Genomic DNA, 15,017 nt, shown 5'->3' with positions numbered 1-15,017 from the left:
TAGGTATGAACCGGATTAAACAAATACCATTGTTTATTGTTGCTGCAATCCTTGTCGGGACTAAAACATATATTGTATATCGATTTTACTTTGATTTATCGATCGAAACAGCTTTCCAAGAAATTATTCTATTCATTAATGCGTTAGCTATTAGCATGTTTATTTTCTTTATTGCTGTATGGTTCCGTCCAAAGAGGCAGAAGCGTTTTATCATCATAACGGCTATAGTTATGTCGTTTGTGATCATCGCTAATTTAATGTATTACAGAAACTTCACCGATTTTGTAACGTTACCAACACTGTTTCAATTTAATAACGCTGGCGACCTAGGAAGTAGTGCAGTATCACTCTTTTATATTTCTGATTTACTTTTATTATTAGACCTTGCGTTAATTTTTATGTTTATAAAATTAGACTGGTTTACTATAAAAGAGTATTCTGGAATGTTTCGTAAAAGAATCGTCGCTGTATCATTATCAGCAATTATGATTAATATGGCCTTAGCTGAAATTGAAAGACCGATGTTATTTCAACGTGGCTTTGACCGAGAATATCTAGTTAAAAATGTTGGTCTATTCACCTTCCATGCTTACGATGCAGTCATAACCGCATCAACCCAGTCAAAACGTTTATTTGCTGATGGATCTGGCATGGATGAGATTGATGAATACGTTAATGACCATGTTCGAGAGATCGAGGAGCCTATTGACTTAACGGGTATTGCTGAGGATAAGAATATTATTTATATTGCCTTTGAATCAGCACAATCTTTTATTATAGATGAGGAATTGAATGGAGAAGAAATAACCCCGTTTTTAAATGATTTTATTGACGATAGTTATTATTTTGAGAACTTCTATCATCAAACAGGCGTAGGTAAAACATCTGATCACGAGTTTGTTATTGATAATGGATTATATTCCTTACCTAATAGTGCTGTCTTTTTCACACACGCTCAGAATGAATATAATTCGTTACCTAAAATCATTGAAGAGGAAAAGGGCTATAAATCTTATGCTTTCCACGCCAATAATGGAAGTTTTTGGAATAGAAACGTCATGTATGAAACACTAGGTTATGATGAGTTCTACGATGTAGAATCTTATGATTTTGAACCTGAAGATGAAATTGGGTGGGGGTTAAATGACAAAAAGTATTTCGAACAATCTATTGATTTAATGAAAGATATAGACGAACCTTACTTTGCGAAGTTTATAACATTAACTCACCACTTCCCATTCGAGATTCCGCCTGAGGAAGCGAGTATAGAACCACATGATTCGGATTCAGTGACTTTGAATCAATATTTCCAAACTGCTCGTTATACAGATGAAGCAATAGAGCAATTTATTAATCAGCTAAAAGATGAAGGTATGTATGAAGATTCAATTATTATCATTTCAGGAGACCATTATGGTATTAGTTCTTATCATAATGAAGCAATGGGTGAGTTTCTTGGAAAAGATATCACACCTTATGAAGAGGCCCAACTCCAAAGAGTTCCGTTTATTGTGCACATTCCTGATCGTGATCATACAGGAACTTTATCAAGGCTGTCAGGTCAAATCGACTTTAAGCCAACGATTCTTAACATGTTAGGTATCGAGAATGAGAAAGACATTGTCTTTGGTAATGATTTGTTCTCACAAAATCGCAAACCATTCATCGCTCTGCGAGACGGTCGTGTAGTTGGTGAGGATTATCTATACGCATCAGGTAACTGTTATGAACATGAAACAGGTGAGGTTGTAGAAGGTTCTTATTGTGATGACATTCGTGAACAGGCTGAACAAGAATTGAACTACTCAGATGAAATAATCTACGGTGATCTCTTCAGATTTTATGACTTTGAAGAAGGCGAGATCGTTGAAGAATAAATTAAACCCTAACAAACTCCAAAATATGGAGTTCGTTAGGGTTTTTCGTTAAGATGGAACCCGGAGTTACAAGCATTATCTGCTTTAAATCTAAAAAATGGCTAACGAATATTCGTTAGCCATTATAATTTAGGACCACAAACCTGGGAATAACTGATTTGTTATTGTCATAAATGAATACCATCCAAATAGGCCAAATGATACTGCTGCAAATGCTACAGCAAAGAAGTTCCGTTTTTTTAGTTCACGTAATACAGCCCATGCACTTAAAATAGTTACGATTAACATTAATATTCCAAAAACAAATTCTCCTACTTCCATGTCTTTTCCTCCTTGAATCAAAAGCTCGCTCTTTGTTATGATTACAATAATACCAAGAATTTATCCGTTTGGCTTCTCCCTTATATTCTATATAAAAATAAACTTTGTGTCGAGTCATTTCCGTAAAAATCAGATGAAAAAGGTGGAAACGTTTTGTGAACATTTATACATTTTCCTTAGGTCTATTAGGAACAAATTGTTATGTTATCGAAAAAGATCAACTAGCCTTAATTTTTGATCCAGGTGGAGATGTAGAAAAACTAGAACAATTGTTTAATGAGAAAGAAATTAAACCTAAGGCTATTGTCTTAACTCATGCACATTTTGATCACATTGGAGCTGTTGAGCCTCTTCGCGAAAGGTATGATGTTCCAGTATATATGCATGAAGCTGAAAAAGAATGGCTAACCAACCCAATGCTAAATGGTTCAGAACTCTTCCAAGTAGGGAAGATCATGGCCCGTGAAGCGGATTATTATATAGATGAAGGGGTTCAGGAGATCGAAGGGTTTAAGTTAGAGATACTTCATACTCCAGGTCATTCTCCTGGAAGTCTTTCATTTTGGCTTAAGGATGAACAGACTTTGATCGCGGGGGATACTTTGTTTCAAATGGGGATTGGGAGAACAGATTTACCACTTGGAAACTATGATACATTGATCAAGAGCATCAATGAGAAGATCTTATCTCTACCTGAAGAAACTTCTGTCTTACCTGGACATGGTCCAAAAACAACGGTTAAAGCTGAAAAACAAAGAAATCCTTTTCTAAGTTAAATAACTGTTATAGAAATGGACGCCATTCCACTTAGTATAGAGCCAAAAGTATTTTAGAGCTAATAAAAACGGCTCATCCTATTTAAAGGACCGAGCCGTTTTTTGTTTGCCAGATAAGTATAAAATTCGGTGTTACTATAAGTACAAATACATTTCTGACTTTGCTCTGATCTCGTTAACGAGTGTTTTAGTGAGCAAATGATGGTTCTAGAAGGAATGTTACGTAATACGTAAAACCTACCATAAAAACAGTTAAATAAGCGCCAAAGATATACATATAAAGACGTTCAGATAGGTTTAAGTAACCGATTCCTAAAAAGAAGATCGTTTGTGCTAGAAATAATACGGATAACCCAATCATATCACCTGCATAGAATAATACGGTGAAAATACCCGTCCAGAATGATATAACACGAAACATACGATCCATGTCTTTTCCTCCTTTGTACAGGAACTCGTCAGACATATTATATACGATGAACATGACGATGTAAATGAACATTTTTTGTCCGATGGGATTTGTTGCTAATCAACTATCTATTTTCGATTATACCATATTAAAACCGTGACTTAAAACGGATCACCCCATCGGTGAGGTACTTAAAAACTTTTAATTAATTTGAGACGTAAAAAGAACTGGGCCACCAGGATTCGAACCTGGGAATCACGAGACCAAAACCCGTTGCCTTACCGCTTGGCTATAGCCCAATTACAGTTATTATTATATATTGATTTTCTTTTGTTTATACATCGTAATATGTGAAATGTTGAAATGTTAGACCTGTATCTGTTTCAACGGTTATTTCTAATTGGAGGAGACTTGAATCCAGTGAATAAAAATCCACCATAACGCTACCCGTCTCATAGTGAAGGGAGAGTTGTTGTTTTTCTGCTGAGGGAGTTAGTAACTCTAATTGTTCGAGTTCATGGATTGAGATTGAAATAAGGTTTTGAATTTTATGTTGTTCATAAGACCATTGATACTGTTCTTGATGATATAAATTCTGCTGCATAGTTATTAACATAAGGGAAGACACCGTTAACAAAATAATCAGTAAATATGGGAACACAAAACCTTTTTCAGAATTAAAATATGTCAATTGATCTATGTGAATAGACTTTTTCAAACTCAGAACCGTCCTTTCGCTTACAGTAGATGGTGAATGTGTGGTCATTAATCATGGTGATTTTGAATTCATCAACGTCAAAGATCATAACCTCATGTCCGGTCCCATTTACTCTTCGTCTAACTAAGCCATCGTATTTTTCTAAGACAGTTTGATCACCGTTATGTTTATAAAAACGTAACTTATCTGGGCTGACCTTAACTACTTTAGACCTATTTAATTCAAAGGCAATCAGAAAGTCAAACTGTCTTAACTCTAAGTGCGACTGATGATTGACGTCTTGTCTCATTTCAGTCATTTTTAAGACAGGAAAAATCATTGGAGTGATCACGATTAAAATTGATAGGGAAATGAGTAATGACACTAAGGTGTAACCTTTAGGATTATTCGTAAGACGGAACATATTGACACATTCTTTCTTCATTATTAGATCGGTTTTTCCAATTAATACAAAAGAGGGTAAACCTTTCATGTGGTTGTGACGTGATGACATAGTCTTGAAGCATTTGATCACTTAAGTTATTTGTTTTAGTTTTCTGTGATAATTGTCCGTCCTTAATATGCTCTTGTAAGACGGTGATAGCCTCATTTTTATGACGAAGATCTTGTTCAGTTATATGAACATGGGCCAATAGTGGAATTAAAAAAGTCGTTATGATCAATAAACAGCTTAGGGATAGTAGTAGGTCATACATGATTATTCCTTTACGACAGTTGAGTAACATAGTATCGTCCTTTTCCAAAAGGGAAGGTTATGCGGTAAGTTTGGTTATGGATAATTACTTCAAAGCTGCCTGGTTGTGAGATGTTACCGGTTGTATTGAAACGGATCTTATGGTTTAGATCGGTTGTATGAAATATAATAGTATCGTCAAATTGACGGACTATATGAGCAGGCATAAGGGGGTTATCATAAATTCGATAACCATGACTATGTGGTTGAAAGGTTAAGGTCAAACGACTCTGATTTAAAAGTGTATACTGTTGTATATAAAAGATATCTTGTTCAAACGTCGCAAAGAATTGATTAATAGTTCTTTTGTTCTGGATCTCTTGGAACATGTTTAATGAAAAATAGGTAATTGTAGTGACTATGCTTAAAACGATTAACACCTCAACAAGCGTGAAGCCTTTACTATTCAATGTCGACACGACCATCAACAAGGCTTAATGAACGATTGTCTGGGCATGATGTACTGTTAATATAATCTTCTTCTTCTAGACTTGTTAAGTCTGATGGATATTCACCAGTGTCTAACTTATAAAGTTGAACCTGGGATTGAACAAGCTCCATATAGGCCTCGCATCCTTTTTCATCTACAAATGTATTGTGCTTGACGACATTTGGAATAGTTAAAATTAATAAGACGGAAATAATGAGTAAAACGACTAACATCTCAACAAGTGTAAACCCTTTGCTATTGTTATACATTTTTTTCACACCTTTATAAATTATTAATGACTTGAAACATTGGAAACATAGCTAATACGTAGATAGAAATGATTAGAATCCCGAGAACACCGTAAGTAATAGGTTGAATGACAACGACTAAGTTTTTGGATTTTTCCTCTAAAGAAGCTGTAACTAATGATGTATAAGCATTTAAGTCTTGAACTAAAGTGCCTTGTTCAGTACTACGTTGGATCAACAATTTTAAATCCTTTTCAATTAACGTTAGTGAATAGAAGCTGTCTACTAGTGGTTTACCATCTTGAAGTTGAGTAATGACTTCGCTAGCATAGTTTTGTAATATCGGTAATTCATATTGATTGTCAATAATCGATAGGGCTTCCTTAATCGTTTTACCGTTACTCATCATTGAAGATAAATGGTAGGAGAATTGTGCGGTTGTGGAGAGCCGATAAAAGGAGCAAACGATAGGTAATCGACTGATGAATGCAATTCTTGTCTGGATAGATGCTTGTTTATGAACGATTAATATAATGATCACCCCCAAGGCGATAATTGAGATAAACACGGTAATGGACAATTGGAATACCTTAATTATTGTGTTAAGCCAAACCATAGATTCTGCATTTCCAAAGCTCTGAAAAGCGGTTTGGTACATAGGGATTAGAAATAGAGTCATAGAAAAAAGGATGATCAATGAAAAAATCATTAAGAATATTGGGTAGCGTAATATTTTCTGGAGTTTCTTTTGAAGCTCATATTTTGTTTTTAACATATTATTACAATTAATTATTTGCTGAGATAAATGGCCTGTTGTTTTAGAGAAGTAAAGAAAAGCAACAACGATTGGTTGAAAGTTTAATTGCCTAAAACAATCCTCAATCGAGATACCCTTTTGTAAGAAATCAACAAATGATCGAGCTAATTTATAGAATTCAGGGTCATACAACATAAACTCTAACGATTGCTTAATGGAGTAATTTTTACCAAGAAGTTTGGCAAGGCGGTCAAGAAAGTCAATTTGCTTCTTTAAAGGAAGGCGATTTCTTTTAAAATACGTTTTTAGTATAGCCGAGTGCATAGGCTTTTCTCCTTAATCGATTAAATGTGTAAAATTCTTGGTTATTCTCTGGTTTTAATCCGTTAACTGCTCTGGTTAAATACTCACCATCAAGTAATTCTGCTATAGCTGCTCTTCCATCTCCTCTTTTTAATTGAATTGTTTTTGAAAGTGGCAAAAGCTGTTGTGAAGCGATACCGATTAGGGTTTGATGCAAATCAGTTTGGCTAATCCCCATTTCCTGTAAACGGTGGATTGTACCATAAGCGTTTCTAGCGTGCACAGTTGTTAAAACCAAATGTCCGGTTAAGGCCGCACGAAATGCAAATTTGGCTGTTTCGCTATCTCGCACTTCACCTATTAAAATAATGTCAGGGTCATGACGTAAAGCTGCCTTGAGTCCAACATCATAATTAAAGCCGGCTTTCTCATTGACTTGGACTTGTAGTATATCAGCAACTGCCTGTTCAATGGGATCTTCTAGCGATATGGTTTGAAATCCATACATTTTTGAAGCTTCACGCATTAAAGCGAACATTGTTGAAGATTTACCGCTACCTGTTGGTCCTGTAAATAAAATGATTCCTGAACGATTTTTGATCCAGTTCAACAGGGTATCAGCCTGAGAAGGAAATAAAAACAGTTCATTAAGGTGAGGGTAATCATACTTAGGTAGGATTCTGATGGCAAGGCTTTCGCTACTTTTCAATGGTAAAGTAGAAAGCCTGAGATCATATGAATGGTTTTCCCGGTTAAAAACTTGGGTCCCGTTTTGTGGTACTCTATTTTCAGCAATATCCATTCCCGATGAAAATTTGAAGTAACTTAAAAGTATTTGATATTCTTGTAAAGTAGTGCGTTGGTAAAACCAGCGTTCACCATTAATTCGAAAGTAGATAGATACATTAAATTCATCGGGTGAAAAATGAATATCTGAGGCCCCCTTTCTGATCGCATAATTGATGATTTTATCGGATAGTTGATCTGGATTATTCAATGCATTCCCCCCTAAAAATTTATAAACAAGTAGGTGATAGTAGAAATGAAGTCTATTGCGTTGGTTGGTTTTATGGGTTCAGGAAAGTCTAGTGTCGGAAAAAAACTCACAGATTATTTAAATATTCCTTTTTATGATACAGATGAAGTTGTGGAAAACCAGTTAGGTATGCAAATTAAGGATATCTTCAAAAGACATGGAGAGGATTATTTTAGAGAAGTAGAAGAAGAGGTATTGCTCTCGATGCCTAGTGATGGCGCAGTAATTGCAACAGGGGGTGGGATCGTCGAATCTCCTGTCAACCGGGAAACATTGAAAAATAACTTTAATTCTATATGGCTACAAGCCTCTTTTCCAACGATTTCGAAACGTTTAGAAGCTGATGCCAAAAGGCCCCTGTGGAATAACAATGATCAGTTAAAGCATGAGCTATTTAGATCTAGACAAAACTTGTACCAACAATCGACCGTTAAAATAATCAAGGTTGACGAATTGGAGATTGACGAATGTGCCCAAGAAATTTTATGTTACTTAAATTTATAACGGACTCTGATAACTAAGTCAATCCACCACAAAAATTCCAAAATGGTGGTTAAGTAAATTATTTTGTGTTTAAAAGAGAAGTTTTATGAAAATAGAAAGAAAACTCTGTTTTCCTTAGACTGAAAAAAATCTAATAAAAAATTATATTGATGTTAACTGATTCGTTTTATCTTTTGAAAGATAAAAAATGCCACCATTGACCCAATTTAATTCAACCTTAGGATAAAGTCGCTCGTAGATCTGTTCTTTATTTTGCTCATAAAAATTTTGACTCTCTTCATCGTTCAGATCAGTTAAATCATCTAACATCTGTATTTCTTTCTCATATAAGGCAACTGATTGATCATAGAAATTTTGTGAGTCCTCTTTGATCCGTTTTGAAAGTTCATAGGTAATTTGTTCCATGGCCCGCTGCGGTGAGATAATTAAAGGTATTGTGTAAGCATAATCTGGAATCGTTTCTGAATACTCCTCATGCATATTTTCTTCCATCCAGTTGAATCGCATGGTTCCATTTGTCAATAATATGCCGAGACTGACCAATTCATCATGAACATACCACCCACGATATTTCACCTGTAAATTACACACAAACCAAGGATAAAGTGGTGTCCTATTTGTTTTCTCTTCCAACTGTTCATATAGGGTCGTATATTTTCCTTCTTCTTTAATGATATCAAATATTTGTTGTAGTCTTGGTGAACCGAAGTGGACCCATTCACCTTCCTCTGAAGTGTTTTCTTTTGATTGAAAAGTCACTGATAACGGTTCACCTTCTTTCCCCATAGCCTGGATATACTGCCAGTAGAATGGGCGATTCATAAGCTTCTGGTCTAGTTCTTTAGTCAATTTAACTTTTAGCAAACCATCTTCATTGTGAAGTATATCTGCTTGTCGTTTGGTAAAGAAGTCATAAAGAAATCCGTGTATCTCAGCTTGATTCATCTCTTAGTTCCTCCTCAGGTTGGTTACTTTGAATGATGGATACTAAGTTATCTATCTTTATTGCTGCTTCACGTTCAGACCGTGATTCATCGAGAATCTCGCTTACTTCGTCTTCAAAATTATCGATACCGAAGTTACTTAAGATCTGATCAATCTCACCAATAACCCCTTTAAATACGGATAGTTTATCGTATAAGAGATGTAGTATTTTTTCATCGATAGTATTCTTTAATACGACATAGTAGATGTTGACATCTTCTTTTTGACCAAAGCGATGAATTCTTCCAATTCGTTGCTCTAATTTCATAGGGTTCCAAGGTAGATCGTAGTGAATCATTGTTCGGCAGAATTGCAGGTTAAGGCCTTCTGCACCTGCATCTGTTGCAATTAATACTTTAGCATTGTTTTTAAATAGTTGTAGCATCCATTGTTTTTTACTTTTTCTAAAGTCTCCATTATAAGGGACAGCACTAATTCCATTCTGCTGACATAACCATTGTAAGTATAGTTGAGTTGATTTATATTCAGTAAATATAATCACTTTTTCATCTAATTCCTGGATCAACTCAATCGTTCTTAATGCTTTTGAGTGATGAGGAAGCTGCTCAATCTTGTTCATTAACTCTTCATTATTAATATTCTCTTGTTTTTGCATGGAAAGATAGCATGCTTCTCGACTAGAACAAAATTCTCTTTTTAAAGTTAAATTAGTTAATGAATGGGATGTGTTGATGCCTTCAAGGTCATGATAAACTTCTTTTTCTTCTTCATTAAAATCAACTTTTATGGTTGAGATGTCTCTTGTCGCCCACTCATCCAGAACATCGCTTTTCTTGGTTCTTACCATCGATTGTTTAATTAAAGTTTGAACTGCATCATAGTTACTTTCTTTTACTTGTTCTTTAAAGATCTTCTTGTCACCTAACAAACCTGGACGAACAATTTGCATTAAGTGATAGATTTCATCAATTTTATTCTGAATTGGTGTTGCAGTTAATAATAAGCAATAGGTTGATTTAATTTGCTTAACAAACTGATAATTTTTAGTGTTAGCATTTTTAAGGCGATGTGCTTCGTCAACAATAAGTAAATCATATTCTTGTTCGATGATTTGTGATGCATGGGGTTCTTTTTTGGCTAAATCAATTGATGAAATGACAATATCGTAAGCTTCCCATGGATAAGAGCGATGTTTCGCTCTTGCTGGTATGAAGAAGGTCTGGTTCATTTCACCAACCCACTGTTGGATGAGCGATGATGGAACTAAAATAAGAACCTTTTGGACAAGACCTTTAGTCATAAGTTCCTTTAAGATTACCCCTGCTTCAATTGTCTTACCCAACCCTACTTCATCAGCTAAAATGGCACGTCCATGCATATGGAATAATACTTTCTCAACTGCTTCTTGCTGGTGGGGCATTAACTCAAGGTTTGGTAAATATTTTAAAGATGTAATTTCATTTCTGTTAGTCATGGATAATTGATTGAGTTGGTAAGCTTTTTTAAATGTATCCCAATCACCACTCGGTGAATCTTTCATTTCATCAACGGCGTTATTAACATGATTAGTCTGAATGTTCAATTCCATAATACATTCCCCTAACTTATTTAGCTCAATTAAATGACAATACTTACACATTTACGTTTCATATGCTATAATGACAAGTGGATTTATTCATACTTTTTGAACAATTAATCTTTTAAATTAGAAAGATTCTAAGTCATATTAGTGTAAGGTTGTTAAGACTTTCAAAAATTTATTATGTCCTAAAAAATAAATATTATGATGCGAATGATTACAAGGGGAGAGTTCACATTAAGTGGCGCCGACGGAGCAAATACGAAAGTATGAATCTCTCAGGCAAAAAGACTCTTGTATGACGCACCTCTGGAGAGAGTTCATGAGTAATGAACCACCAACGATGAAAGCAATACATATTGCAAAACTTTCAGGTGTCAGGACAGAGAGAATTCCGAATGTTTATTTGGTATTCTCTTTTTTAATGCTTAAAAATGGAGGTTATGTTATGGCAGAAGTTAAAAGAACACCATTGTATTCCGAGTATGAAGTACATGGAGCTAAGACGATTGACTTTGGTGGGTGGGACCTACCTGTACAATTTTCTAGTATTAAGGATGAACATCAAGCAACAAGGGAAAGAGCTGGATTATTCGATGTATCACACATGGGCGAAATTACTGTCAAAGGTTCAGGTAGTGAGGCATTCTTACAGAAGATGGTAACAAACGATGTTAGTAAGTTGAAAATTAATCAAGCACAATACACAGCCATGTGCTATCCAGATGGTGGAACCGTTGATGATTTCCTGATTTATAAACTTCAAGAGCAAGATTATCTATTAGTCGTTAATGCGGCCAATACAGAAAAAGATTTTAATTGGTTGAATCAGCACGTTGAAGGAGATGTTGTTTTAGAAAATATTAGTTCGGAAATTGTTCAATTGGCGTTACAGGGGCCAAAGGCAGAGCAAATTCTGCAAAAGTTGACTGATGAAGACTTAAGTGAAATTAAGTTTTTCCGTTTTAAGGATCACGTGAATTTATATGGTATTGAGCACGGTGCACTTGTTTCTAGAACAGGTTATACAGGTGAAGATGGTTTTGAAATCTATATCAATAAGGATTCAGGTCGCTCTTTATGGAGAGCCATTCTTGATGCAGGTGAAAGTGAGGGTGTTCAACCGATTGGTCTAGGCGCGCGTGATACCTTACGCTTTGAAGCAAACCTAGCACTTTATGGGCAGGAACTATCTAAAGATATTACACCAATCGAAGCGGGGATCGGTTTTGCAGTAAAAGTAAAAAAGGAATCTGATTTTATCGGTAAGGAAGTACTTAAAGAACAAAAGGAGCAAGGTCCTTCCCGAAAACTTGTAGGAATTGAAATGTTAGATAAAGGGATACCAAGACATGGGTATGAGGTCCTTAAAAACGATCAAGTGGTTGGTTTTGTTACATCAGGAACGCAATCACCAACGTTAGGGAAGAATGTTGGCTTGGCTTTAGTAGAAAGTGATTTAGCTAAGGAAGGTGAGTCTTTAGCTGTTCAAGTTAGGAAGAGAACTTTGTCAGCGAAAGTTGTTCCAACACCATTTTATAAAAGATCATAAAGAGGGGTGAGGTTTTATGCAACATCGTTATATTCCAATGACAACAACAGACAAACAAGCGATGCTAGATACTATTGGTGTAGCTTCTACAGACGAATTGTTTAGCGACATTCCTGAAGCAGTTAGGTTTAAAGGTGACCTTAATATTAAGCCGGCGAAGTCAGAATACGAATTGACTAAAGAATTAACAGAATTAGCAGGCCAAAATAGTCATTTACAATCACATACTTCATTTTTAGGTGCTGGGGTTTATCACCACTACATCCCATCAATAGTCGATCATGTGATTTCGAGATCAGAGTTTTACACAGCCTACACACCATATCAGCCTGAGATTTCTCAAGGTGAACTACAAGCGATCTTTGAATTCCAAACAATGATTTGTGAAATGACAGGAATGGAAGTGGCAAACTCATCAATGTACGATGGTGGGACTGCTCTAGCAGAAGCTGTGAACTTAAGTGCTGGTCAAACTAAGAAAAAGAAAGTTTTAGTTTCTAAGGCGATTCACCCTGAATCCATGGAAGTTATCTATACTTATGCTAAAGGTTTTAATTTAGAGATTGTTGAAATTGACCATCATGATGGGCTAACTGACTTGAATCAGTTAAGGAATGAATTAGACGATGAAACAGCCAGTGTCGTGATCCAATATCCGAATTTCTTCGGTCAAGTTGAGCCACTTAAAGAGGTTGAAAGCTTATTAGCTGACCAAAAGAAAACGATGATGATTGTCTCTAGTAATCCACTAGCACTAGGATATTTAACACCTCCAGGAGAATTTGGTGCTGATATTGTTGTTGGTGATACTCAAGTGTTTGGTATTCCAGCTCAATTTGGTGGACCACATTGTGGTTACTTTGCAACGACGAAAAAGTTAATGCGTAAAGTTCCAGGACGTTTAGTTGGTCAGACTGTAGACGAAGAGGGCCGTAGAGGTTTTGTATTAACATTACAAGCTCGTGAACAGCATATTCGTCGTGACAAAGCGACGTCAAATATTTGTTCAAACCAAGCTCTCAATGCTCTAGCTTCGTCTGTTGCGATGACGGCTTTAGGAAAACAAGGGATTCGTGAGATGGCAGTCCTGAACATGAAGAAAGCACGTTATGCTAAAAAAGCTTTTGAGGCAGCTGGCTTTGAAGTGCTTACTAACGGGCCATTCTTCAATGAATTTATCGTTAAGGTAGACCAACCTGTTTCAAATATAAATGAAAAACTATTACAACGTGGCTTTATTGGTGGTTACGATTTAGGTCGGATTGATCAAAATCTAACTAATCACATGCTAGTGGCTGTGACAGAGGTTAGATCGAAAGATGAGATCGATCAATTTATTAAGGAAGTTGGTGAGATCAATGGCTAATGAGCAAGATTTTCCAGTCATTTTTGAATTGAGTCAAGAAGGACGAAAAGGGTACAGTTTACCGGAGTTGGACGTAGAGGATTTAGATCTGGATGTTGAATTTGACCAAGAATATGTCCGTCAAGAAGCACCTGATTTACCTGAGGTTAGTGAACTTCAAATTATGCGCCACTATACAGCTTTATCAACAAGGAACCATGGTGTTGATTCTGGGTTTTATCCTTTAGGTTCATGTACGATGAAATATAATCCAAAAATCAATGAGGATATTGCCAGAATTCCAGGGTTTAGTATGATTCATCCTTACCAAGAAGAGAGTTCAATTCAGGGTGCGTTAGCATTAATGTATGACTTACAAACATCACTAAGTGAAATTACGGGAATGGACTCTGTCACCTTACAATCAGCAGCAGGTGCTCAAGGTGAGTGGACTGGGCTAATGATGATTCGTGCATTCCATGAGGCAAATGGAGATGACCACCGAACAGAAGTCATCGTACCAGACTCAGCTCACGGAACTAACCCTGCATCAGCTACAGTAGCAGGTTTTGAGGCAGTTACCGTTAAATCAGATGAAAATGGTTTAGTCGACCTCGAAGATCTTAAACGTGTGGTTAATGAAAATACAGCTGCTTTAATGTTAACAAACCCAAACACCTTAGGACTATTTGAAGAACATATATTAGAAATGGCCACAATTGTTCACGATGCAGGTGGAAAGCTGTACTATGATGGTGCCAATTTAAATGCCATTATGGGTTATACTCGTCCAGGAGATATGGGTTTTGATGTCGTTCACTTAAACTTACACAAAACCTTTACGGGACCACATGGTGGAGGTGGACCTGGTTCAGGACCAGTTGGTGTGACAAAAGAGTTAGCACCATATCTACCAAAACCATTAATCGCTAAAAATGATGAAAGCTATTTCCTTGATTATGACCGACCACAGTCAATTGGACGAATTAAGCCTTACTTTGGAAACTTTGGTATTAACGTGCGTGCTTATACCTACATTCGATCTATGGGACCAGACGGCTTAAAACAAGTAAGTGAAAACGCGGTTTTAAATGCCAATTACATGATGCGTCGTTTAGAAGAAGAGTTTGAGTTGCCATTTAATCAGCATTGTAAACACGAATTTGTTTTATCAGGTAAAAAACAAAAGAAACTAGGTGTTCGCACGCTAGATATGGCGAAACGCTTACTTGATTTTGGTTATCATCCACCAACAATCTACTTCCCACTAAATGTAGAAGAAGCATTGATGGTAGAACCTACAGAAACAGAGTCAAAAGAGACTCTCGATGAATTTATTGATGCAATGATTCAAATATCGAACGAAGCTAAAGAGGACCCTGAGATTGTTCAGGAAGCACCTCATAATACCGTCGTTAGTCGAATGGATGAAACAACTGCAGCAAGAAAGCCAGTTTTAAGGTACTATAAAGAATCTTAAATTG

17 protein-coding genes, 1 tRNA gene and 1 riboswitch are annotated in these 15,017 nt (G+C 36.1%); of the genes, 6 read left to right on the top strand and 12 right to left on the bottom strand.

Annotated features, from left to right (window positions below):
* Positions 1-5 precede the first annotated feature (5 nt).
* Entirely contained in the window at positions 6-1,877 is a 1,872-nt protein-coding gene (locus HWQ49_RS03425) for an LTA synthase family protein (RefSeq protein ID WP_188206158.1), read from the top strand.
* A 129-nt stretch (positions 1,878-2,006) separates the two neighbouring features.
* Here the strand turns inward: HWQ49_RS03425 and HWQ49_RS03420 are convergent, their stop codons facing one another.
* Complete coding sequence (locus HWQ49_RS03420) at positions 2,007-2,198, bottom strand: DUF2759 domain-containing protein (RefSeq protein WP_188206157.1); 192 nt, start codon at positions 2,196-2,198, stop codon at positions 2,007-2,009.
* Between the two features lie 155 nt (positions 2,199-2,353).
* Between HWQ49_RS03420 and HWQ49_RS03415 the strand changes: the two genes are divergently transcribed.
* Positions 2,354-2,974, top strand: a complete 621-nt coding sequence (locus HWQ49_RS03415) for an MBL fold metallo-hydrolase (protein ID WP_188206156.1) — start codon at positions 2,354-2,356, stop codon at positions 2,972-2,974.
* 187 nt (positions 2,975-3,161) lie between these two features.
* Here HWQ49_RS03415 and HWQ49_RS03410 read toward each other — a convergent pair whose 3' ends face one another.
* From HWQ49_RS03410 to comGA, 9 genes are all read right to left on the bottom strand, one after another.
* Entirely contained in the window at positions 3,162-3,404 is a 243-nt protein-coding gene (locus HWQ49_RS03410) for a DUF2626 domain-containing protein (protein ID WP_188206155.1), read from the bottom strand.
* 206 nt (positions 3,405-3,610) lie between these two features.
* Positions 3,611-3,682, bottom strand: a tRNA-Gln gene (locus tag HWQ49_RS03405).
* 35 nt (positions 3,683-3,717) lie between these two features.
* Positions 3,718-3,999 (bottom strand): hypothetical protein, encoded by a 282-nt coding sequence (locus HWQ49_RS03400; RefSeq protein ID WP_188206154.1) that lies wholly within the window; start codon positions 3,997-3,999, stop codon positions 3,718-3,720.
* 61 nt (positions 4,000-4,060) lie between these two features.
* Positions 4,061-4,465: a ComGF family competence protein gene (locus HWQ49_RS03395; RefSeq protein WP_188206153.1), complete on the bottom strand. Its 405-nt coding sequence runs from the start codon at positions 4,463-4,465 to the stop codon at positions 4,061-4,063.
* Between the two features lie 19 nt (positions 4,466-4,484).
* Entirely contained in the window at positions 4,485-4,826 is a 342-nt protein-coding gene (locus tag HWQ49_RS03390) for a hypothetical protein (protein WP_188206152.1), read from the bottom strand.
* Positions 4,807-5,244, bottom strand: a complete 438-nt coding sequence (comGD, locus tag HWQ49_RS03385; protein WP_188206151.1) for a competence type IV pilus minor pilin ComGD — start codon at positions 5,242-5,244, stop codon at positions 4,807-4,809. The genes HWQ49_RS03390 and comGD overlap by 20 nt, the downstream gene beginning before the upstream one ends.
* The gene (gene comGC, locus HWQ49_RS03380; protein ID WP_188206150.1) at positions 5,237-5,533 is read right to left on the bottom strand and encodes a competence type IV pilus major pilin ComGC; all 297 of its coding nucleotides are present in this window, start codon (positions 5,531-5,533) and stop codon (positions 5,237-5,239) included. The genes comGD and comGC overlap by 8 nt, the downstream gene beginning before the upstream one ends.
* A 13-nt stretch (positions 5,534-5,546) precedes the next feature.
* Complete coding sequence (locus HWQ49_RS03375) at positions 5,547-6,593, bottom strand: type II secretion system F family protein (RefSeq protein WP_188206149.1); 1,047 nt, start codon at positions 6,591-6,593, stop codon at positions 5,547-5,549.
* Positions 6,562-7,569 (bottom strand): competence type IV pilus ATPase ComGA, encoded by a 1,008-nt coding sequence (gene comGA / locus HWQ49_RS03370; protein ID WP_188206148.1) that lies wholly within the window; start codon positions 7,567-7,569, stop codon positions 6,562-6,564. Before comGA ends, HWQ49_RS03375 begins: the two co-directional genes overlap by 32 nt.
* Positions 7,570-7,614: 45 nt before the next feature.
* On the opposite strand from comGA, the gene HWQ49_RS03365 reads away from it, so the two are divergent.
* Complete coding sequence (locus tag HWQ49_RS03365; RefSeq protein WP_188206147.1) at positions 7,615-8,112, top strand: shikimate kinase; 498 nt, start codon at positions 7,615-7,617, stop codon at positions 8,110-8,112.
* Between the two features lie 141 nt (positions 8,113-8,253).
* Here the strand turns inward: HWQ49_RS03365 and HWQ49_RS03360 are convergent, their stop codons facing one another.
* Positions 8,254-9,057: a YqhG family protein gene (locus tag HWQ49_RS03360; protein WP_188206146.1), complete on the bottom strand. Its 804-nt coding sequence runs from the start codon at positions 9,055-9,057 to the stop codon at positions 8,254-8,256.
* A complete protein-coding gene (locus HWQ49_RS03355; RefSeq protein WP_188206145.1) occupies positions 9,044-10,645 on the bottom strand; it encodes a DEAD/DEAH box helicase in 1,602 nt (533 codons plus the stop codon). Before HWQ49_RS03355 ends, HWQ49_RS03360 begins: the two co-directional genes overlap by 14 nt.
* Positions 10,646-10,849: 204 nt before the next feature.
* Positions 10,850-10,940: riboswitch (glycine riboswitch) on the top strand.
* A 144-nt stretch (positions 10,941-11,084) separates the two neighbouring features.
* Between HWQ49_RS03355 and gcvT the strand changes: the two genes are divergently transcribed.
* From gcvT to gcvPB, 3 genes are read left to right on the top strand one after another with little or no spacing between them, the layout of a single operon-like run.
* Positions 11,085-12,188, top strand: a complete 1,104-nt coding sequence (gene gcvT / locus HWQ49_RS03350) for a glycine cleavage system aminomethyltransferase GcvT (protein WP_188206523.1) — start codon at positions 11,085-11,087, stop codon at positions 12,186-12,188.
* 16 nt (positions 12,189-12,204) lie between these two features.
* Entirely contained in the window at positions 12,205-13,554 is a 1,350-nt protein-coding gene (gcvPA, locus tag HWQ49_RS03345; RefSeq protein WP_188206144.1) for an aminomethyl-transferring glycine dehydrogenase subunit GcvPA, read from the top strand.
* Positions 13,547-15,013, top strand: a complete 1,467-nt coding sequence (gene gcvPB / locus HWQ49_RS03340) for an aminomethyl-transferring glycine dehydrogenase subunit GcvPB (protein ID WP_188206143.1) — start codon at positions 13,547-13,549, stop codon at positions 15,011-15,013. The genes gcvPA and gcvPB overlap by 8 nt, the downstream gene beginning before the upstream one ends.
* The last annotated feature ends 4 nt before the right edge of the window (positions 15,014-15,017 follow it).

The sequence above is a fragment of the Alkalibacillus aidingensis genome (assembly GCF_014595945.1).
Classification (GTDB): Bacteria; Bacillota; Bacilli; order Bacillales; family Alkalibacillaceae; genus Alkalibacillus; species Alkalibacillus aidingensis.
Note: the sequence above shows the minus strand (reverse complement) of the source record. Positions and strands in the feature narration are given on the sequence as shown.